This is a genomic window from uncultured Pseudokineococcus sp., from assembly GCF_947495735.1.
Classification (GTDB): Bacteria; Actinomycetota; Actinomycetes; order Actinomycetales; family Quadrisphaeraceae; genus Pseudokineococcus.
This window is the reverse complement of the sequence record NZ_CANMAA010000011.1, coordinates 13,920-35,052: the sequence shown is the minus strand read 5'-3', so window position 1 is coordinate 35,052 and position 21,133 is coordinate 13,920. Positions and strand designations below refer to the sequence as shown.

Annotated in this window: 16 protein-coding genes; 11 read left to right on the top strand and 5 right to left on the bottom strand. The window is 74.7% G+C overall.

The features are described from left to right. Positions 1–101: 101 nt before the first annotated feature. Entirely contained in the window at positions 102–803 is a 702-nt protein-coding gene (locus tag Q0848_RS14055) for a GntR family transcriptional regulator (RefSeq protein ID WP_299038606.1), read from the bottom strand. Between the two features lie 251 nt (positions 804–1,054). On the opposite strand from Q0848_RS14055, the gene glyA reads away from it, so the two are divergent. The 9 genes from glyA (at position 1,055) to Q0848_RS14010 (ending at position 14,438) form a co-directional block, all read left to right on the top strand. Beyond that, positions 1,055–2,386: a serine hydroxymethyltransferase gene (gene glyA, locus Q0848_RS14050; protein WP_299038605.1), complete on the top strand. Its 1,332-nt coding sequence runs from the start codon at positions 1,055–1,057 to the stop codon at positions 2,384–2,386. Continuing rightward, positions 2,383–3,642, top strand: coding sequence for a sarcosine oxidase subunit beta family protein (locus Q0848_RS14045; protein WP_299038604.1), 1,260 nt, complete (start codon positions 2,383–2,385; stop codon positions 3,640–3,642). Before glyA ends, Q0848_RS14045 begins: the two co-directional genes overlap by 4 nt. Positions 3,643–3,787: 145 nt before the next feature. After that, complete coding sequence (locus Q0848_RS14040) at positions 3,788–4,141, top strand: sarcosine oxidase subunit delta (RefSeq protein ID WP_299038603.1); 354 nt, start codon at positions 3,788–3,790, stop codon at positions 4,139–4,141. 4 nt (positions 4,142–4,145) lie between these two features. Continuing rightward, positions 4,146–7,046 carry a 2Fe-2S iron-sulfur cluster-binding protein gene (locus Q0848_RS14035; RefSeq protein ID WP_299038602.1) on the top strand — a complete coding sequence of 967 codons (2,901 nt, stop codon included), beginning with the start codon at positions 4,146–4,148 and terminating at the stop codon, positions 7,044–7,046. Beyond that, a complete protein-coding gene (locus Q0848_RS14030; RefSeq protein ID WP_299038601.1) occupies positions 7,039–7,734 on the top strand; it encodes a sarcosine oxidase subunit gamma in 696 nt (231 codons plus the stop codon). Before Q0848_RS14035 ends, Q0848_RS14030 begins: the two co-directional genes overlap by 8 nt. An 8-nt stretch (positions 7,735–7,742) precedes the next feature. Further along, complete coding sequence (locus Q0848_RS14025; protein ID WP_366146617.1) at positions 7,743–10,211, top strand: FAD-dependent oxidoreductase; 2,469 nt, start codon at positions 7,743–7,745, stop codon at positions 10,209–10,211. Between the two features lie 7 nt (positions 10,212–10,218). Beyond that, entirely contained in the window at positions 10,219–11,589 is a 1,371-nt protein-coding gene (locus Q0848_RS14020) for an L-serine ammonia-lyase (RefSeq protein ID WP_299038598.1), read from the top strand. Positions 11,590–11,600: 11 nt separating this feature from the next. Further along, positions 11,601–12,452: a formyltetrahydrofolate deformylase gene (gene purU, locus Q0848_RS14015; protein ID WP_299038596.1), complete on the top strand. Its 852-nt coding sequence runs from the start codon at positions 11,601–11,603 to the stop codon at positions 12,450–12,452. Positions 12,453–12,635: 183 nt separating this feature from the next. Continuing rightward, entirely contained in the window at positions 12,636–14,438 is a 1,803-nt protein-coding gene (locus Q0848_RS14010) for a BCCT family transporter (protein WP_299038594.1), read from the top strand. Between the two features lie 58 nt (positions 14,439–14,496). On the opposite strand, the gene Q0848_RS14005 is transcribed toward Q0848_RS14010, so the two are convergent. Continuing rightward, a complete protein-coding gene (locus Q0848_RS14005) occupies positions 14,497–15,282 on the bottom strand; it encodes an IclR family transcriptional regulator (RefSeq protein ID WP_299038592.1) in 786 nt (261 codons plus the stop codon). Between the two features lie 224 nt (positions 15,283–15,506). On the opposite strand from Q0848_RS14005, the gene Q0848_RS14000 reads away from it, so the two are divergent. Next, entirely contained in the window at positions 15,507–16,823 is a 1,317-nt protein-coding gene (locus Q0848_RS14000; protein WP_299038590.1) for an aromatic ring-hydroxylating dioxygenase subunit alpha, read from the top strand. A 22-nt stretch (positions 16,824–16,845) separates the two neighbouring features. Next, positions 16,846–18,084, top strand: coding sequence for a hybrid-cluster NAD(P)-dependent oxidoreductase (locus tag Q0848_RS13995; RefSeq protein ID WP_299038588.1), 1,239 nt, complete (start codon positions 16,846–16,848; stop codon positions 18,082–18,084). Between the two features lie 18 nt (positions 18,085–18,102). Here the strand turns inward: Q0848_RS13995 and Q0848_RS13990 are convergent, their stop codons facing one another. From Q0848_RS13990 to Q0848_RS13980, 3 genes are read right to left on the bottom strand one after another with little or no spacing between them, the layout of a single operon-like run. Next, complete coding sequence (locus tag Q0848_RS13990) at positions 18,103–19,233, bottom strand: NAD(P)/FAD-dependent oxidoreductase (RefSeq protein WP_299038586.1); 1,131 nt, start codon at positions 19,231–19,233, stop codon at positions 18,103–18,105. A 17-nt stretch (positions 19,234–19,250) separates the two neighbouring features. After that, on the bottom strand, positions 19,251–19,871 hold the full coding sequence (locus Q0848_RS13985; RefSeq protein ID WP_299038583.1) for a CE1759 family FMN reductase: 621 nt from the start codon (positions 19,869–19,871) through the stop codon (positions 19,251–19,253). Then, positions 19,871–20,998: an LLM class flavin-dependent oxidoreductase gene (locus tag Q0848_RS13980; protein WP_366146616.1), complete on the bottom strand. Its 1,128-nt coding sequence runs from the start codon at positions 20,996–20,998 to the stop codon at positions 19,871–19,873. Before Q0848_RS13980 ends, Q0848_RS13985 begins: the two co-directional genes overlap by 1 nt. Positions 20,999–21,133 lie beyond the last annotated feature (135 nt).

Genomic DNA, 21,133 nt, shown 5'->3' with positions numbered 1-21,133 from the left:
GTGGTGACGGGACGGTGGCCGTGGCGCGTCGCGTCGTCGCCCGGGTCGTGCACGTCCGCCGCGGCAGGTCCGCGTCGCGGGGCGCGGCCCGCCTCGTCGCCTCAGAGGACGCCGCGGACCGTCCGCTCGAAGCCGGCGACGTGCTCGGCGGCGAGCGCCGCGGCGTCGTCGGCGCGGCCGTCGACCACGGCCCGCAGCAGGTCGGCGTGCTCGCCGACGTGCCCGCCCAGGGCGGGGAGGCGGTCCAGGACGAGGCACCAGATGCGCGTGGCGAGGTTGTCCAGCCGCACCAGCACGTCCTCGAGGTGGGGGTTCCCGCAGGCGCGGTAGACGCCCCGGTGCACGGCGACGTCGTGGCGCATCAGCGTCGTCGCGTCCACCGACGCCGGGTCGAGGTCGGCGATGAGCGCGGCCAGCGCGGTGAGCTCGCGGCGCTGGGCCGCGGAGGCCCGGCGCGCGGCGCCGGCGGCGGCGAGCGGCTCGAGCTCGCGGCGCACCTCGGAGATCTGCCCGAGGTCGGTGATGTCGATGCCCGTCGCGAAGGTGCCCCGGCGCGGGTAGGTGACGACGAGGCGGTCGGTCTCGAGGCGCTTGAGCGCCTCGCGCACGGGGGTGCGGCCGATGTCGAGGTCGCGCGCGATCGCGTCGTCCTTGAGGGGCTCGCCGGGGCGGATGTCCAGCACGAGGAGGGCGTCGCGCAGGTGCTCGTAGGCGTGGTCGGCCAGCGAGCCGCGGCCGCCCGCGGCGGAGGCGTCGGCGCCGCCCGCGCCGGTGTCGACGACCTCGGCGTCCGGGGTGCTCATGCGGCGGCGGGTCCTCCCTCGGAGCGGCGGCGCAGCGGGCGCCGCCCGCGGGACGAGCAGCCTAGCGGCGGGGTCGGCGGCGCCCCCGGTGGCGAGCGCGGACACCGCGGGCTCCGGGGACCTCGGCGCGGGGGGAGTCGTGAGCACGGTCGCCTCCTCGTGGGCGGATGCCGCCGAGGCCGTTGACCCCGGGCGAAGACTGAGCCTACAGTCCACGACTACTGATACATCAGTGCGTCGAAGGAGTGGGCATGGCCGTCGGGCTCGAGCAGCAGGTCGTCCGCCGGGGCGACGCCGTCCTGGACCGCCCGCTGGCGGAGGCGGACCCGGAGGTGGCCGCCGCCATCGGCGCGGAGCTCGGGCGCCAGCAGCAGACCCTCGAGATGATCGCCAGCGAGAACTTCGCGCCGCGCTCCGTCATGGAGGCGCAGGGCTCGGTCTTGACGAACAAGTACGCCGAGGGCTACCCGGGCCGGCGCTACTACGGCGGCTGCGAGCACGTCGACGTCGTCGAGCAGCTGGCGATCGACCGGCTCCTCGCGCTCTTCGGCGCCGACTACGCCAACGTCCAGCCCCACTCGGGCGCCCAGGCGAACGCCGCCGTCATGTCGGCGCTGCTCTCCCCTGGCGACACGATCCTCGGGCTCGACCTCGCCCACGGCGGGCACCTGACCCACGGCATGCGGCTCAACTTCTCCGGCAAGCTCTACGACGCCGTGGCCTACCACGTGCGCGAGGACGACCACCGGGTCGACATGGACGAGGTGCGGCGCCTGGCGCTCGAGCGCCGCCCGCGCATGATCGTCGCCGGGTGGTCGGCCTACCCGCGCCACCTCGACTTCGCCGCGTTCCGGGCCATCGCCGACGAGGTCGGTGCCTACCTGATGGTCGACATGGCGCACTTCGCCGGGCTCGTGGCCGCGGGTCTGCACCCCTCGCCCGTGCCCCACGCGCACGTGGTGACGTCGACGACGCACAAGACGCTCGGGGGTCCGCGCGGCGGCGTGATCCTCGCCGAGGACTCCCTGCGCAAGAAGCTCGCCTCGTCGGTGTTCCCGGGCCAGCAGGGCGGGCCGCTCGAGCACGTCATCGCGGCCAAGGCCGTCGCGTTCAAGATGGCGGCCGAGCCGGCCTTCCGCGACCGCCAGGAGCGCACCCTGCAGGGCGCGCGCGTCCTCGCCGAGCGCCTGCTCGCCGCCGACTCCCGCGAGGCGGGCCTGGGCGTCGTCAGCGGGGGCACCGACGTCCACCTCGTCCTCGTGGACCTGCGCGGGTCGAGCCTGGACGGCAAGCAGGCCGAGGACAGGCTGCACTCCGTCGGCATCACGGTGAACCGCAACGCGGTCCCCTTCGACCCGCGGCCGCCGATGGTGAGCTCCGGCGTCCGGATCGGCACGCCCGCGCTGGCCGCCCGCGGCTTCGGCGCCGAGGCGTTCACCGAGGTCGCCGACGTGGTCGCCGCGGCGCTGCGCCCCTCGACCGGGGACGACGAGCTCGTCGGGCTCGGCGCCCGCGTGCGGCGCCTCGCCGACGACCACCCGCTCTACCCCGGACTCGACGCCCCCGCGGAGGTGGCCCGATGAGCCCCACGACGACGCCCCGCTCGACGACGCCCAGGACGCCGGGCGCGGACCTGCCCGAGCACCCCGACTCCCTCTGGCGCAACCCCGAGCCGAAGAAGGCCTACGACGTCGTCATCGTCGGCGGCGGCGGCCACGGGCTCGCCACCGCGCACTACCTCGTGAAGAACCACGGCATCACGAACGTCGCGGTGCTGGAGAAGGGGTGGCTCGCCGGCGGCAACATGGCGCGCAACACCACGCTGATCCGCTCGAACTACCTCTGGGACGCCTCCGCGGCGATCTACGAGCACTCCCTCAAGCTCTGGGAGGGGCTCGAGGAGGACCTCGGCTACCCGATCCTGTTCAGCCAGCGCGGCGTGCTCAACCTCGCGCACACGCTCCAGGACGTGCGCGACTCCGTCCGCCGCGTCGAGGCGAACAAGCTCAACGGCATCGACGCCGAGTGGGTCGACGCCGAGGAGGTCGCGAAGATCTGCCCGATCGTCAACACCTCGAGCGACATCCGGTACCCGGTGATGGGGGCGACCTACCAGCCGCGCGCCGGCATCGCCAAGCACGACTACGTCGGCTGGGGCTTCGCCCGGCGCATCAGCGACGCCGGGGTCGACATCATCCAGGGCTGCGAGGTCACGGGCTTCGTCCGCGACGGCGACCGGGTGACCGGGGTGCGCACCACGCGCGGCGACATCGCCTGCGGCACCGTCGCCCTCGCGGCCGCGGGCAGCACGTCGGTGCTCACGGACATGCTCGACGTGCGCGTCCCCATCCAGTCCCACCCGCTGCAGGCGCTCGTGTCCGAGCTGCTCGAGCCGGTGCACCCGACGATCGTCATGTCGAACCAGGTGCACGTCTACGTCTCCCAGGCCCACAAGGGCGAGCTCGTCATGGGCGCCGGGGTGGACTCCTACAACGGGTACGGCCAGCGCGGCGCCTTCCACGTCATCGAGCGGCAGATGGCGGCGGCGGTCGAGCTCTTCCCCGTCTTCGCCCGGGCCCACCTGCTGCGCACCTGGGCCGGCGTCGTCGACACGACGCCGGACGCCTCGCCGATCATCAGCCGGACGCCCTACGAGAACGTCTACCTCAACTGCGGGTGGGGGACGGGCGGCTTCAAGGCGACGCCCGGCCTCGGGTGGGTCTTCGCCGACACCATCGCGAACGGGGAGCCGCACCCCTACGCGGCGCCCTTCAGCCTCGACCGCTTCACCACGGGGGCGCTCGTCGACGAGCACGGCGCCGCCGCCGTCGCGCACTGACCCGGGCGCCCAGCCCCCGCCCAGCACCACCCCGCCCAGCACCACCCGGCCCAGCACCACCCGGCCCAGCACCACCCGGCCCAGCACCACCCGGCCCAGCACCACCCGGCCCGACCACCCCCAGACCCGACGGCGAGGACCTCCTGTGCAGCTGATCGAGTGCCCGTGGTGCGGCCCCCGCGAGGAGGTCGAGTTCTCCTACGGCGGCCAGGCCCACGTGCCCTACCCCGAGTCCCCCGCCGAGCTCGACGACGAGCAGTGGGCCCACTACGTCTTCTTCCGCGACAACACCCGCGGCACTCTCGCCGAGCGCTGGAACCACGGCGCCGGGTGCCGCCGCTGGTTCAACGCGATGCGCGACACCGTGTCCTACCGCTTCTCCGCCGTCTACCGCACGGCCGAGCCCATGCCGGCGTCGGTGCCCCTGACCGGGGCGGGCTCGTCCTCCGCGAGCGCCACGACGAGCACCACGACGAGCACCACGACGACGGGACGGTGACGACGTGAGCGCGACCCTCGACCGCCCCGAGCGCGCGGGCGACCCGCAGGCGCCCTTCCGGACCGCCGACGGCGGCCGGGTCGACCGCAGCCGCACCCTGACCTTCACCTTCGGCGGCCGGTCCCTGACGGGCCACCCGGGCGACACCCTGGCCTCCGCGCTGCTGTCCCACGGCGTCCACCAGGTCGCCACGAGCGTCAAGCTCGGCCGCCCCCGCGGCATCGGCGCGGCGTGGGCCGAGGACCCGACGAGCCTCGTGCAGGTCGAGGAGCCCTTCCCCGAGCCGATGCTGCTCGCGAGCACGATCGAGCTCTACGACGGCCTCGTGGCCGACGGCCTGCCCGGTCAGGGCCGCCTCGCCGACCTGCCCGACTCGGCGCGCTACGACGCCCGCCACCTGCACGTCGACCTGCTGGTCGTCGGCGCCGGTCCCGCCGGCCTGAGCGCCGCGCTCGTCGCCGCCCGCGCCGGCGCCCGCGTGGCCCTCGTGGACGAGCAGGCCGAGGCGGGCGGCGCCCTGCTCGGCGGCACCGACACGATCGACGGCCGTCCGGGGACCGCGTGGGTCGAGGCCGCCGTCGCGGAGCTCGCGGCCCTCCCGGACGTGATGCACCTGCAGCGCACGACCGTCTTCGGCGTCTACGACGACGGCTTCGCCCTCGCCGTCGAGCGGCGCACCGACCACCTGGGCGGCGCTGCGCCCCAGCACCTCTCGCGCCAGCGCGTGTGGCGGGTGCGCGCCCGGCGCACCGTCGTGGCGACCGGCGCCCACGAGCGCCCCGTCGTCTTCACCGACAACGACCGCCCCGGCACGATGCTCGCCGGCAGCGCGCGCACCTACCTGCACCGCTACGGCGTGCTCGCGGGCGAGCGCGCCGTCGTCTTCACGACGAACGACAGCGCCTACCAGGTGGCCGTCGAGCTGGCCGACGCCGGCGTCGACGTCACCGTCGTCGAGACGCGCGAGCGCGCACCGGTCGCCTGGTCGGCGGCCTGCGGGGCGCGGGGGCTGCCCGTGCGCACCGGCTCGGTGGTCACCGGGACCGAGGGCGTCGAGCGCGTCACGGCGGCGCTCGTGGCGCCCCGGGGCGGCGGGGCGCCCGAGGCGCTCCCGTGCGACCTGCTGCTCGTCAGCGGCGGCTGGAACCCGGCCGTGCACCTGTACAGCCAGGCCCGGGGCAGGCTCCGCTTCGACGCCGTCCTGGGCGCCTTCCTGCCCGCCGAGCAGCTGCCCGACCTCGACGTCGTGGGCTCGGCGGCCGGGACCCTCGACCTCGAGGGCTGCCTCTTCACGGGGCGGGAGACGGGGCGCGCGGCCGTGGCCGCCCTGGGCCTGCCCGAGGTCCCGCGGACCCCGCAGGCGGACCCGACCGTCGACCCGCCGCCGCCGGCCAGCGACCCCGACCTCCTGTGGGTGGTCCCGGCCGTCGACGGCGACGCCTCGCGGCAGTTCGTCGACGTCCAGCGCGACGCCACGGTCGCCGACGTCCAGCGGGCCGTCGGCGCGGGCCTGCGCTCGCCGGAGCACGTCAAGCGGTACACGACCATCGGCACCGCGCACGACCAGGGCAAGACCTCCGGCGTCGTGATGTCGGGGATCCTCGGCGAGCTCATCGGCGCCGGGCCGCAGGACGTGGGCACCACGACGTTCCGCCCGCCGTACACGCCGGTGGCCTTCGCCACCCTGGCCGGGCGCGACCGGGGCGCCATGTTCGACCCCGAGCGCACCACCGCGCTGCACGACTGGCACCTGGCGCACGGGGCGGTCTGGGAGGACGTCGGGCAGTGGAAGCGACCGCGCCACTACCCGGCGCCGGGCGAGGACATGGAGGCCGCGGTCCTGCGCGAGTGCGCGGCCGTCCGCTCCGGCGTCGGGATCCTCGACGGATCCACGCTCGGCAAGATCGACGTGCAGGGCCCGGACGCCGGGGTGCTGCTGGACCGCCTCTACACGAACCTCATGAGCTCGTTGAAGGTCGGGCGGGTGCGCTACGGCGTCATGTGCGGCGTCGACGGCATGGTGCTCGACGACGGCGTGGTCCTGCGCCTGGCCGAGGACCGCTGGATGGTCATGACGACCACCGGCGGGGCGGCCAAGGTGCTCGACTGGATGGAGGAGTGGCTCCAGACCGAGTGGCCCGACCTGCGGGTGCACCTGGCCTCGGTCACCGAGCAGTGGGCCGCCTTCCCCGTCGTCGGGCCCCGCTCGCGCGACGTCGTCGGCGCCGTCTTCCCCGGCGTGGACGTCAGCGCGGAGGCGTTCGAGTTCATGACGTGGCAGGACACCCAGCTGGAGGGCGTCCCCGTCCGGCTGGCGCGGATCAGCTTCTCCGGGGAGCTGGCGTGGGAGGTGCACGTGAGCTCCTGGCACGCCGAGGAGGTCTGGCACCGGCTGGTCGCGGCGGGGCAGGAGCACGGCATCACCCCCTACGGCACCGAGACCATGCACGTCCTGCGCGCCGAGAAGGGCTACCCGATCATCGGCCAGGACACCGACGGCACGGTGACGCCGCAGGACCTCGGCATGGACTGGGTCGTGTCGAAGAAGAAGGCCGACTTCGTCGGCAAGCGCTCCTTCGCCCGGGCCGACAACCAGCGCCCGGACCGCAAGCACCTGGTGGGGCTGCTGCCGACCGACGGCGAGACGGTCCTGCCGGAGGGCTCGCAGGTCGTCGACGTGCCGCTGGGCGAGGACCTGCCGGCACCGCCCGTGCCCATGCTCGGGCACGTGACCTCCAGCTACCGCAGCGCCTTCCTCGGGCGCCCCTTCGCCCTCGCGATGCTGCAGGGCGGCCGCGAGCGCGTCGGGGAGGTCGTCCAGCTCCCGGTGGGCGGCCGCCTCGTGGCGGCCGAGGTGACCGGACCCGTGCTCGTCGACCCCGAGGGAGCTCGCCGCGATGGCTGACACCCCCACCCCGTCCGTCGCCCCGTCCGCCCCGACCCTGAGGCGCAGCCACCCCCTCGCCTCCCGCGAGGAGGACCTGCGGGCCCTCACCGGCGGATCGGTCGGCGTGCGCCCGCACCTGGCGATGGCGGTGGTCCGCGCCGCCGTGCCCGGGCCGGCGGCCCGCGCCGCCGAGGACGTCCTCGGGACCGCGCTGCCGACGCGGCCGAACACCTGGGCGCCCGCGGCGCCGGGCGGCGGCGGGGAGCCGGGCGCCGTGGTCTGGCTCGGTCCCGACGAGTGGCTGGTCCTGGCGGACGAGCCGCGGCCGGAGGCGCTCGAGGAGCGCCTGCGGGCGGCGCTCGTCCCGGTCGGCGGCTCGGCCGTCGACGTCTCGGCGCAGCGGATGTCGCTGCGCCTGCGCGGCGCCCACGCCCGCGACGTCCTGGCGGCGGGCTGCGCCGTCGACACCCACCCGGCCGTCTTCGGCGCGGGGACGTCGGCGCAGACGCTCCTGGGCCAGGCGGGCGTCGTCCTGCTCTCCCGCTCCGACGCCGGCGACGACTACGAGGTGCTCGTCCGCTCGTCCTTCGCCCGCTACCTCGCCGACTGGCTGCTCGACGCGTTCGTCGAGCACCGGGGCGCCGAGGCCCCCCGAGACCCGGCGCCAGACCCCGTGCGACCCACCACCGGAGGAGCGACCCCATGACCACGCCCGTGACCACGCCGCGAGTGGTGATCATCGGCGGCGGCATCGTCGGCGCCAACCTGGCCGACGAGCTGACGATGCGCGGCTGGGACCAGGTCGTCGTCCTGGACCAGGGCCCGCTGCCGCTGACCGGCGGCTCGACGTCGCACGCGCCCGGCCTCGTCTTCCAGACGAGCCCGTCGCGGACCATGACGAAGCTGGCCGCGTACACGGTCGAGAAGCTCAAGGGCCTCGACGTGGACGGCCAGTGGTGCTTCAACCAGGTGGGCGGCCTGGAGGTGGCCACGACGCCGCAGCGCCTGGCCGACCTCGAGCGCAAGATCGGCTGGCGCAAGGCCTGGGGCTACGACGACGGGCGCCTGCTCTCGCCGCAGGAGTGCGTCGAGCGGCACCCCCTGCTGGACCGCGAGCGCGTCCTGGGCGGCCTGCACGTGCCCTCCGACGGCCTCGCGAAGGCCCCGCGCGCCGTCGTCGCGCTGATGCGCCGCGCGCAGTCGCGCGGGGCGCAGTTCCGCGGCGGCACGCGCGTCCTCGACGTCGAGACCAGCGGCGGCCGCGTCACGGGCGTGCGCACCGCGGACGGCGTCGTGCCCGCCGACGTCGTCGTCTCCTGCGCCGGCTTCTGGGGCGTCGAGGTCGGGGCGATGGTCGGCATGAGGGTGCCGCTGCTGCCGCTGGCCCACCAGTACGCGAAGACCGGGCAGGTGCCCGAGCTGGTCGGGCGCAGCAGCGAGGCGGCCGAGGCGTCGATGCCGATCCTGCGCCACCAGGACGCCGACCTCTACTACCGCGAGCACGGCGACCGCCTGGGCATCGGCTCCTACGCCCACCGCCCGATGCCCGTGCGCCTGTCCGACCTCAGCGGCAGCGAGGACGTCAGCGACGCCGCGATGCCGTCGATGCTCCCCTTCACGGAGGAGGACTTCGCCCCCGCCTACGCGGACAGCCAGCTGCTCCTGCCCTCGCTCGCGGACGTCAAGGTCGAGGAGGGCTTCAACGGCATCTTCTCCTTCACCCCCGACGGCGGCTCCCTCGTCGGGGAGTCCGCGGAGGTGGCGGGCTTCTGGGTCGCCGAGGCGGTGTGGGTGACGCACTCGGCGGGCGTGGCGAGGGCGCTCGCGCAGCAGCTGGTCGACGGGCGCAGCGAGGTGGACCTGCACGGGCTCGACGTCCACCGCTTCGAGGAGGTCCAGCTGACGGAGGAGTACGTCAGCGAGACCTCGCAGCAGAACTTCGTGGAGATCTACGACGTCCTGCACCCGCTGCAGCCGCGGCTGTCCCCGCGCGACGTGCGCGTGAGCCCCTTCCACGCCCGGCAGAAGGAGGCCGGCGCCTTCTTCCTCGAGGCCGGGGCCTGGGAGCGCCCGCACTGGTACGAGCGCAACGCACCGCTCGTGAAGGACCTGCCGACGGAGTGGCTGCCGCCGGACCGCGAGGCGTGGGCGGGGATGTTCTCCTCGCCGATCGCGGCGGTGGAGGCGTGGAAGACCCGCACGGCCGTCGCCATGTACGACATGACGCCGCTGAAGCACCTCGAGGTCTCCGGGCCCGGCGCGCTGGCCCTCCTCGAGCGCCTCACCACCTCGAAGATGGACAAGTCCGTCGGCGCCGTCACCTACACGCTGATGCTCGACGAGGCCGGGGGGATCCGCAGCGACATCACCGTCGCCCGGCTCGGTGAGCAGCTCTTCCAGGTGGGCGCCAACGGCCACCAGGACGACGTCTACCTGGCCCGGCAGGCGCCCGACGACGGCTCGGTGCAGGTGCGCGACACCACCGGCGGCAGCTGCTGCATCGGGCTGTGGGGCCCGCGGGCCCGCGACGTGATGGCGGCCCTCAGCGACGACGACTTCACGGACGAGGGCCTGAAGTACTTCCGCGGCAAGCGCGCGGTCGTCGGAGGCGTCCCCGTCGTGGCCCTGCGCCTGTCCTACGTCGGCGAGCTCGGCTGGGAGCTGTACGCCAGCGCCGAGACAGGGCAGAAGCTCTGGGACGCCATCGCCGCCGCGGGGGCCGAGCACGGCATCGTGCCGGCCGGGCGCGCCGCCTTCGGCAGCCTGCGCCTGGAGAAGGGCTACCGCGCCTGGGGCTCGGACATGACGACCGAGCACGACCCCTACGAGGCGGGCGTCGGCTTCGCCGTCCGCTCCCCGCTCGAGAGCTTCACCGGTGGAGCCGCGCTGGAGGGCCGCAGCGAGGCGACGGCGGAGCGCCGCCTCACCTGCCTGACGGTCGACGACGGCCGCAGCGTCGTCCTCGGGCACGAGCCCGTGCTCGTCGACGGCCGCGCCGTGGGCTACGTGACGAGCGCCGCCTACGGGTACACGGTGCGCAAGCCCGTCGCCTACGCCTGGCTCCCGGCCTCGGCGAGCGAGGTGGGGACCGCCGTGGAGATCGAGTACTTCGGCCGCCGCGTCGCCGCGACGGTGACCGCCGAGCCCCTCGTCGACCCGGAGATGACCCGCATCCGCGGGTGAGCCGGCCGTGAGCCTCAGCGTCTTCGACCTCTTCAAGGTCGGCGTCGGGCCCTCCAGCTCGCACACCGTCGGCCCCATGCGGGCGGCGTGGTCCTTCGTCGACCGGCTGGCGGCGGCGGGCCGCCTCGACGCGGTCGCGGGCGTCCGGTGCGAGCTCTTCGGCTCCCTGGGCGCCACCGGTCACGGCCACGGCAGCGTCGGGGCCGTCGTCCTGGGGCTGGCGGGCGAGCAGCCCCACCTGGTGGACCCGGTGGCGGCGGCCCCCCTCGTCGAGCGCGTGCGCGAGGAGGGGCGGCTGCGCCTGGCGGGGGAGCACGAGATCGCCTTCAGCCCCGACGACGTGGTGCTCCACCGCCGCAAGCGCCTGCCCTTCCACACCAACGGCATGGTGTTCACGGCGGTGGACGGGGCCGGCGAGGTGCTCGCGCGCCGCGAGTACTACTCCGTCGGCGGCGGCTTCGTGCTCGACGAGGACGAGACCGGCGCGCCGGTGCTCGTGGTCGACCCGACGCCCGTCGCCCACCCGTTCTCCACGGGGGGCGAGCTGCTCGCGCTCACCCGCCGCACGGGGCTGCGCATCAGCGACGTCATGCTCGCCAACGAGCTCTCGTGGCGCACCGAGGAGGAGGTCCGGCGCGGGCTCCTGGAGATCTGGGGCGTCATGCAGGAGTGCGTCGCGCACGGCCTGGGGACGCCCGGCGTCCTGCCCGGGGGGCTGCGCGTGCGGCGCCGCGCGCAGGCGCTCCACGAGCGGCTCCTCGCCGAGCAGGACGAGCGGGACCCGCTGCGCGCGATGGAGTGGGTGACGCTGTTCGCCCTCGCCGTCAACGAGGAGAACGCCGCCGGCGGGCGCGTCGTGACGGCGCCCACGAACGGGGCGGCGGGGATCATCCCGGCCGTCCTGCTCTACCAGCAGCGCTTCGTCCCGGGCGCCGACGACGACGACGTGGTGCGCTTCCTGCTCACCGCCGGCGCCGTCGGGATGCTGTTCAAGACCAACGCGTCCATCTCGGGCGCCGAGGTCGGCTGCCAGGGGGAGGTCGGCTCGGCCTGCTCGATGGCGGCGGCCGGCCTGGCCGAGGTCCTCGGCGGCACCCCCGACCAGGTGGAGAACGCCGCCGAGATCGGCATCGAGCACAACCTCGGGCTGACCTGCGACCCGATCGGCGGCCTCGTCCAGATCCCCTGCATCGAGCGCAACGCCGTCGGCGCCGTGAAGGCCATCACCGCCGCGCGGATGGCGGTGCGGGGGGACGGCGCCCACCACGTGACCCTCGACAAGGCCATCCGGACCATGCGCGAGACGGGCGCGGACATGAAGGACAAGTACAAGGAGACCGCCCGCGGCGGCCTCGCCCTGAACATCGTCGAGTGCTGAGGAGCCCTCCCGTGCCCAGTCCCGCCGTCCTGACCCTGAGCTGCCCGCAGTGCCCGGGCATCGTCAACGCGGTCGCCTCGTTCCTGTTCGACCACGGCCACGACATCGTCCAGCACCAGCAGTTCGACGACGCCACGAGCGGCCGCTTCTTCTCCCGGACCGCCTTCGTCGGCCCGGACGCCGACGTCGACGTCGAGGCGCTGTCGGCCGCCTTCGCCGAGCGCGCCGCGGGCTTCTCGATGGACTACGAGATCGCGAGCCCGCGGGCCCCGCGCGTGCTCGTGATGGTCTCGAGGATGGGCCACTGCCTCAACGACCTCGTCTTCCGGTGGCGCTCCGGCAGCCTCGGCGGGGAGCTGGTGGCCGTCGTGTCCAACCACGAGGACCTGCGCCCCATGGCCGAGGCGGCGGGCCTGCCCTTCCACCACGTCCCGGTGACGCCGGCGACGAAGCCCGAGGCGGAGGCGGAGCTGCTGCGCCTGGTCGAGGAGCACGAGGCGGACCTCGTCGTCCTGGCCCGCTACATGCAGGTGCTCTCCGACGAGACGTGCCGCGCGCTGCGCGCGCGGGCCATCAACATCCACCACTCGTTCCTGCCGGGCTTCAAGGGCGCCAAGCCCTACCACCAGGCGTTCGACCGCGGCGTGAAGCTCGTGGGCGCGACGGCCCACTACGTGACCCCCGACCTCGACGAGGGCCCGATCATCGAGCAGGAGGTCATCCGCATCGACCACACCCACGACCCCGGGGCCCTGGCCACCGTGGGCCGCGACGCCGAGGCGCTCGCCCTCTCCCGCGCCGTCACCTGGCACTGCCAGCGGCGCGTCCTGCTCAACGGGCACAGCACCGTCGTCTTCCGCTGACGGCGCCCGTCCCGGTCCGGCCGATCTCGGTCCGGCCCGTCCCCATGCGTCCGGGTCCGGCCCGCCGCGCGCGCACGACCTCGGCGAGAATCCTTCCGCGCCCGCCGCGGCAGCACTACCGTCCACCCACCCCACAGCTCCTCCTCCTGGGTGCGCCAGCACCCCTCCCGAGAGGACCCCTGCATGTCATCGCGACCAGGGATCGAAGGAAGCTCCGGCACCACCTCCGGCCACACCCCCGCAGACCGGTCCGGGGGCCCGCCCCGGGACCGCACCGGCGGCGGCCGCGCCCCGATCGACGTCCCCGTGCTCGCCGTGTCGGCGGCGGTCGTCGTCGGCCTCTGCCTCGCGGGCGTCCTCGCCCCCGAGGCCCTCACCCTCCGGTCCGGCCAGGTGCTGGCCTGGATCACCACGAACCTCGGCTGGGCCTTCGTCATCAGCGCGACCGGCTTCGTCGTGATCGCCCTGAGCATCGCCTTCAGCCGTCTCGGCCGCATCCGCCTGGGCCGCGACGACGAGCGGCCCCAGCACAGCCGCATCTCCTGGATCGCGATGATGTTCTCGGCCGGGATGGGCATCGGCCTGATGTTCTACGGCGTCACCGAGCCGGTCACGCACCTGATGACCCCGCCCGAGGCGGACGTGCCCCCGGGCTCGGAGCAGGCCGCCAGCGAGGCCATGAGCTACACGCTCTTCCACTGGGGCCTGCACCCCTGGGCCATCTACGCGGTCGTCGGCCTGGCGCTGGCCTACTCCAGCTACCGCAAGGGCCGCTCCGGCGGCTTCTCCGCGGCCTTCGCCCCCCTGCTGCGCGGGCCGAGGGCGCGCGGCACCGCCCGGGTCATCGACGTGCTCGCCATCTTCGCGACGATCTTCGGCTCCGCCGTCAGCCTCGGTCTCGGCGCGGCCCAGATCAACGGCGGCCTCACCACCGTCTTCGGCGCGGGCAGCGGGACGGGGTGGCAGGTCGGCATCATCGTCGTCCTGACGATCTGCTTCGTCCTCAGCGCCGTCAGCGGCATCGACCGGGGCATCAAGTACCTGTCCAACACCAACATGGTGCTCGCCGGCCTGCTGCTGCTCTTCCTGTTCGTCGTCGGACCCACCGTGTTCATCCTCAACCTGGGCCCGAACGCCTTCGGCGGGTACCTCAACACGCTGCCCGCCATGTCGGTGCGCACCGGCGTCTTCGGCGGCACCGAGTGGCTCTCCGGCTGGACGATCTTCTACTGGGCCTGGTGGGTCTCGTGGACGCCCTTCGTCGGGGCCTTCCTCGCCAAGATCTCGCGCGGCCGCACGATCCGCGAGTTCGTGGTCGGAGTGATGCTGGTGCCGACGATGGTGAGCGTCGTGTGGTTCTCGGTCTTCGGCGGCACCGCCATCCACGAGCAGCTCGCGGGCACGGTGGACCTCCTGGCGATCGGCAGCCCCGAGGAGCAGATGTTCGCCCTGCTGGCGCAGTTCCCGTGGGCGGGCGCGACGTCCGTGCTGGTCGTGGCGCTCGTGGCGATCTTCTTCGTCTCCGGGGCCGACGCCGCGAGCATCGTGCTGGGCTCGCTGTCGAGCTACGGCGCGGACCACCCGCAGCGCTGGCTCACGGCCTCCTGGGGCGCCATGACCGGGCTGGTGGCGATCGTGCTCCTGTACGCCGGCGGGCTCGGCGCCCTCCAGAACCTGACGATCATCGCGGCCGCGCCCTTCCTCCTCGTGATGGTCGCGCTGTGCGCGGCGCTCCTGCGCGACCTGCTCGCCGAGCGGGCGACGATCCCCACCACCGGTCCGCTGCCGCACCTGCCGGACCCGGCGGGGCCCTCCGGGGCGGCCCCCGCGGTCGCCGCGGGCGTCGTCGGCGCCGTCGGTCCCCGCGACCCCGGGCCGGTCCTGGCCGACCCGCTGCCGCGCGCCGAGCAGCCCGCGACCGCGGGAGCCGCGGACACCCCTGAGCCGTCCCCCGTCGAACGGCTCGGGGCGCCCTCCGGCCCGTAGGCGCGCGGAGCGGGCGGGGGCGCGGTGCGCGCCCCCGCCCGCTCCGGCGCCCGGGCGGTCAGCCGCGGCGCAGGGCGCCGAGGCGCCAGCCCGCGCGCTGCGCGGAGTCGAGCAGCCGCTCCACCAGGCCGGGCAGCGTGGCCTCGGTGACGCGGTAGGTGGGTCCGCTCACCGTCATGGCCGCGGCGAGGGAGCCGTCGGCGGAGCGCACCGGCGCGGCGATCACGACCAGACCCACCTCGTGCTCCTCGGTGGTGATGGCCCAGCCGCGCTCGCGCACCCGCTCGAGCTCGGCGCGCAGCTCGCGCGGGTCCACGATCGTCGAGGGCGTGAAGCGCTCGAGGCCGGCGCCCGCGAGCTCGTCCACCCGAGCGGTCGGCTGGTGGGCGAGGAAGACCTTGCCCGCGGCGGTGGCGTGCAGGGGGTCGTGCTTGCCGACGAAGTCGCGGCTGACCACGATGGCCTCGCCGACCGCCTGGTAGACGGTGATGATCTGGCTGCCGTCGCTGACGACGAGGTTGACGGTGTCGCCGACCTCCGCCGCCAGCTGGTCGCACAGGGGTCGGCAGGCGCTGACGACGTCGTCCGGCCTCGTGGCGGCCGCGGCGAGCTGCACGACGGTGCGGCCGAGCCGGTAGGAGCCCCGGTCGACGTCCTGGCTCACCAGCCCGCGGACCTCGAGCGTCGCGAGGAGGCGGTGCGCCGTCGCCTTGTGCAGGCCCACCTCGGCGGCGATGTCGGTCACGCCGGAGGGCCCCAGGCGAGCCAGCGACTGGAGGATGGAGACCGCCCTGTCGACGGACTGGACGGTCTGCTCCCTGGTCGCCTCCCCGCGCTCGCTCATGGCTCGACGCTATCGGGGCGCCCGCGCCCGCAGGTCCGCCCTCCCCGGCCCCCTGCGCCGGCGAGGTCGCCGCGGGCTGATGTCGGCGCTCCCCCTTGACACGTTCGTGACCTCCTCCCATCCTCGTCGTATCGCTGAGGGAGACAGTATCGCTGTGCGAGACAGCCCTCGGCAGGGCCGAGACCAGCGCCCGGGTACGGGCACGTCGACATGGAGGTGGTCCCATGACCGCCCAGCTCCACGACCTGCGCACGACGCCGCCCGAGCCGGTGCCGGTCGCAGAGCTCCTGCGGCGCCGGCGCCCGGGCACCAGCCTCGAGAGCGCCTTCTACACCGACGACGAGGTGCACGCCCTCGACCTCGACGTCGTGTTCTCGCGCCAGTGGATCTTCGTGGCCGCCGCGGCCGAGATCCCCGAGGCGGGCGACTACCTCACCGTCGAGGTCGGGGCCTCCTCGGTCGTCGTCGTGCGCGACGACGAGGAGCAGGTGCGGGCCTTCCACAACGTCTGCCGCCACCGCGGCTCGCGGCTGCTGGAGGACCGCGGGTTCGTCGGCAACATCGTCTGCCCCTACCACCGGTGGACGTACGACCTCGAGGGCTCCCTGCTGCACGCGGAGGCCCAGCCCCCGAGCTTCGACAAGACGTGCTTCTCGCTGCGCCCCGTGCACGTGCGCGACCTCGCGGGCCTGGTCTTCATCTGCCTCGCGGACGAGGCGCCGGAGGACTTCGACGCCGTCGCGGAGCTCGTGGAGCCGCACCTGCGGCCCTACCGGCTCGACCAGGCGAAGGTCGCGGCGCAGACCGACCTCGTCGAGGCGGGCAACTGGAAGCTCGTCATGGAGAACAACCGGGAGTGCTACCACTGCGACGGGCACCCCGAGCTGACCACGGCGTACTTCCCGCTCTTCGCCTACGACGAGGAGGACATCAGCCCCCGGCTGAGGCCCCTCTTCGAGCGCTACCAGCGCGCGGCGGCCGCCCTGGAGGGGGTGCGCCGGGCCCACGGGGTGCCGATGGTCGACCACCGCCACCTGGACGACCGCGTGGTCGGCTTCCAGCTCACGCACATGCCGCTGGACGGCGAGGGGAAGTCCTTCGGCGCCCACGGCGCGGCGGTGAGCGCGAAGCTCATGGGCGACGTGCAGGACCCGGCGTTCGGCGACCTGTCCCTGCACCTGCAGCCGAACTCGTGGTTCCACCTGCTCGGCGACCACGCCGTCGTCTTCTCCGTCATGCCGACCTCGACGACGACGAGCGTGCTGCGCACGACGTGGCTGGTGCACCCCGACGCCGAGGAGGGCGTCGACTACGACCTCCAGACGCTCTGCGCGGTGTGGAACGCCACCAACGACCAGGACCGCGCGCTGGTGGCCGCCACGCAGAGGGGTGTGGCCGACCCGAGCTACGAGCCCGGCCCGTACTCGATGGTCGAGGACGACGTCGAGGCGTTCGTCAGCTGGTACGTCGCCCGGCTGCGCGAGCACGCGGGGCCCGGCGCCCTCCCGGACGCCCTCCCCGACCCGCGCGCCGCCGGCTGAGCCCGCCGTGCGAGAGACCGCCGTGACCTCCGACACGACCTCCGCGCCGACGCCGGTCGTCCACCACGTCTCGCACCCCTCCACGCTCTCCTGCTGGGGGGACGCGGAGGACGAGTCGGTCCTGGTGTGCTGGCACGTGCGCGACCTCAGCCACGACGTCAAGAGCCTCACCTTCGCCACGAAGAGCGGCAGGCACCTCTTCCACTTCGAGCCGGGGCAGTTCGTCACCCTGCGGCTCCCGGTGGACGGGGTCGAGGTGATGCGCTCCTACACGGTGTCCTCGCCGCCCACCCGGCCGTACCTGCTGACCATCACGGTCAAGCGCCAGCCGGGCGGCGTCGTGTCGGAGTGGCTGCACGACAACGTCCGCCCCGGGACGGAGCTGGTCGTGCACGCGCCCCTGGGCAGCTTCTCCACCGTCCGGCACCCCGCCGACAAGTACCTGTTCCTGGCCGCCGGCTCGGGGCTGACGCCGATGATGTCGATGTGCCGGAACCTCATCGACCTGGGGTCCCCGGCGGACGTCGTCCTCGTCAACAGCGTCCGGACCCCGGCGGACGTCATCTTCGGCGACGAGCTGCGGGCCCTGGACGCGATCGGCTCGCACCTGCGCGTCGAGACCCTGTGCAGCACCGTCGCCGAGGGCGAGGAGTGGGCGGGGGAGCGCGGTCGCCTGGACCCCGAGCGACTCGTGCGCCTGGTGCCGGACCTGTGCGAGCGCGAGGTCTTCGTCTGCGGCCCGGCCCCGTACATGGACATGGTCAAGGGCGCCCTGCGGGCGGCGGGGCACGACCCCGCCCGCTACCACGAGGAGACCTTCACCTTCGAGGACATCCCGCGCGCCGACTTCGGCGACGGGCTGGTGGACCCCGTGGTCCCGTACCAGCCGACGGACGCCTACGGGAACGTCCCCGAGGAGGTGGCGGCCGACGGCGGTGCGGCCGTCGTGGAGGAGCAGGGCGCCGAGGCCGCGGGGGACGTCGACGCGGAGATCCCCGGGTCCTACGTCGTCCAGTTCACGCGCAGCGGGCGCAGCATCGAGTGCGGCCCGGACGAGACCGTCCTCCAGGCGGCCTTCCGCGCCGGGCTGACGCCGCCCTCCTCGTGCAGCGAGGGCGTGTGCGGCACGTGCAAGGCGACGCTCCTGGAGGGCGAGGTGGACATGCAGCACAACGGCGGCATCCGTCCCCGGGAGATCAAGATGGGCAAGGTGCTCCTGTGCTCCTCGAAGCCGCTCGGCAACCTGTCCGTGGAGGCGTGAGGCCCGCCGGGGAGGGCGCTACCCGGCGAGCGCGGCGCTGCTGCGGCGGACCATGCCGCCCCACAGGCCGAGGGCCCAGCTGTCGGGCAGCGAGCGCATGACGCCGCGGCTGAGCGCGCGGTGGGTGATGGCCTCCTCGCTGCCCGCCAGCACGGCGACGGGGCGCACCTGGCGGGTGCGGCGGGCCTCGTAGCCGCGCAGCGCCCGGACGACGTCCGACGGCCCGACCCCGCGCAGGGCGGCGGCGAGCGCGTGCGCGTCCTCGAGGGCCTGGTTCACGCCCTGCCCGAGGCTCGGCGGCATGACGTGCGCGGCGTCGCCGACCAGGGTGACGGCGCCCGCGCCCCAGACGGAGGGGACCGGTGCGGTGCGGTGGTCCCACCCGCTGAGGTCGTCGTCCGCCACCGCCGCCAGCACGGCGGGCACGGGGTCGGCCCAGCCGCCGAAGCGCGCGCGGAGCACCGCGGCGGCCCCGCGCGGGCCGTGGGCGGCGGGCAGGACGCCGGGCGGGGTGCTGAACGACCACTGGAGCAGGCCCTCGCCAGCGGGCTGCAGGTCGCAGAAGCCGGCGGGCCCGGTCAGGAACAGGACCCGCTCGTCGTCGACGAGGGGGTGGTCGACCCGCGTGCACCCCTGCCAGGTCGTCCACCCGGTCCGTCCCGGCACGGCGCCGGGACGCACGGAGCGCCGGACCGGCGAGCGCTCGCCGTCGGCCCCGACGAGGAGGTCGGCGGCCACGTCGGGGGCCCCGTCGAGGTGGACGAGGGGTCGGCGCCCGTGCGGCTCGACGCCGTCGACGCGCGCCCCGAGCCGCAGGACGTCCGCGGGGAGGAGGCCGGCGAGCCGCTCCACCAGCCGGCGGCGCAGGACGCTGGTCGTGGGGGTGCCCACCCGCCGCCCGAGGTCGCCGAGGGGCACGCGCATCAGCGGGCGCCCGTCCTCGGTGCGGCTCTCCAGCACCTCCAGGTGCCGCCCGAGGTCGTCCACGCGCACGCCGAGCGCGGCCAGGGCCGCGGTGCCGCCGCTGGAGAGGGTGACGGCGCCGCCGGTCCGGCGCAGGGCCGCGGCGCGCTCCAGGACGGTGACCCGGTGCCCGCCGGCGAGCAGGCCCAGCGCCGCGGCGAGCCCGGCCGGGCCCCCGCCGACCACGACGGCCTCCACGCGCGTCAGCGACCGGAGAGCAGGTCCGCGAAGGACGGCGCGTCGTCGAAGGGGTCGCGGGGCCGGCGGGCCGGCCGCGCGGCGACGACGTCGGCGAGCTGGCCGGCCGCCCGGTCCACCCGGGTGGACAGCGCGTCCCCGGAGACGCCCTGCTCGCCGCCCCAGTCCTCGGGGGCGGCGAAGACGGCGGTGGGCAGGACCAGCGCGCGCAGGTGGGCGAACAGCGGGCGCATGGCGTGCTCGAGGACGAGCGAGTGCCGCTGCGTGCCCGCCGTCGCGCCGACGACGACGGGGACCTCGGTCAGGGCGTCCCGGTCGAGCGCGTCGACGAAGGTCTTGAACAGGCCGCTGTAGGACGCGGCGAAGACCGGCGTCACGGCGACGACCGCGTCCGCGGTCGCCACGGCGTCCAGCGCGCTGCGCAGCGCCGGGGTGGTGGCGTTCGCGACGAGGTGGTCGGCGAGGTCGCGGGCGACGTCGCGGATCTCCACGACCGTGACGTCGACCTCCACGTCGCGCCCGCGCAGCGCGTCGACGGCGCTCGCCGCGAGGCGGTCGGCCAGCAGCCGGCTGGACGACGGCTGGCCGAGGCCGGCGGACAGGACGACGAGGGAGCGGCGGTCCATCAGGCCACCGTCGCAGCCGTCGCCGGCTCCGGCGCGCCCAGACCGGCCGTCGCCGCGTCGCGGGCGGCCGTGCGGGAGGCGTGCGTCGGGGCGTCCGGGACGTGCGCGGGGCGCATCAGGTCCATCTCGCGGCGCAGCACGGGCACGACCTCCGACCCGAGGATCTCCATCTGCTCGAGCACGACGTCCAGCGGCAGGCCGGCGTGGTCGATGAGGAACAGCTGGCGCTGGTAGTCGCCGAAGTGCTCGCGGAACGTCAGCGTCTTGTCGATGACCTCCTGCGGGCTGCCCACGGTGAGCGGGGTCTGCTCGGTGAACTCCTCCAGCGACGGGCCGTGCCCGTAGACGGGGGCGTTGTCGAAGTACGGGCGGAACTCGCGGACGGCGTCCTGGCTGTTCTTGCGGACGAAGACCTGCCCGCCGAGCCCGACGACGGCCTGGTCGGCGCGGCCGTGGCCGTAGTGCTCGTAGCGGCGCCGGTAGAAGTCGACCAGCCGGATGAAGTGCTCCTTCGGCCAGAAGATGTGGTTCGCGAAGAAGCCGTCGCCGTAGTACGCCGCCTGCTCGGCGATCTCCGGGCTGCGGATGGAGCCGTGCCAGACGAACGGCGGCACGCCGTCGAGCGGGCGCGGCGTCGAGGTGAAGGACTGCAGCGGCGTGCGGAAGCGCCCCTCCCAGTCGACGACGTCCTCGGTCCACAGCCGGCGCAGCAGGGCGTAGTTCTCGACGGCCAGCGGGATGCCGTCGCGGATGTCCTTGCCGAACCAGGGGTACACGGGGCCGGTGTTGCCCCGGCCCATCGTGAGGTCGACCCGCCCGCCCGCGAGGTGCTGCAGCATCGCGTAGTCCTCGGCGATCTTCACCGGGTCGTTCGTCGTGATGAGCGTGACGGCCGTCGAGAGCAGCAGGCGCTCGGTCTGCGCGGCGACGTAGCCGAGCAGCGTCGTCGGCGAGCTGGGCACGAAGGGCTCGTTGTGGTGCTCGCCGGTCGCGAAGACGTCGAGCCCGACCTCCTCGGCCTTGCGCGCGATCGCCACCATCGCGGCGATGCGCTCGCCCTCGGTGGGGGTGCGCCCCGTCGTCGGGTCGGGCGTGACGTCGCCGACCGTGAAGACCCCGAACTGCATGACCGCCTCCTGCGCGCCGCCCCGCAGGCCGGCCAAGATGTTCCAGCGTTCAACTGTCGAGGGGCTCAACGACGCTCCCGCACCCGCTGTTCCCGGTGCTCGCCCGGTGCCGGGGCCGTCCCCCGGACGCCGCAC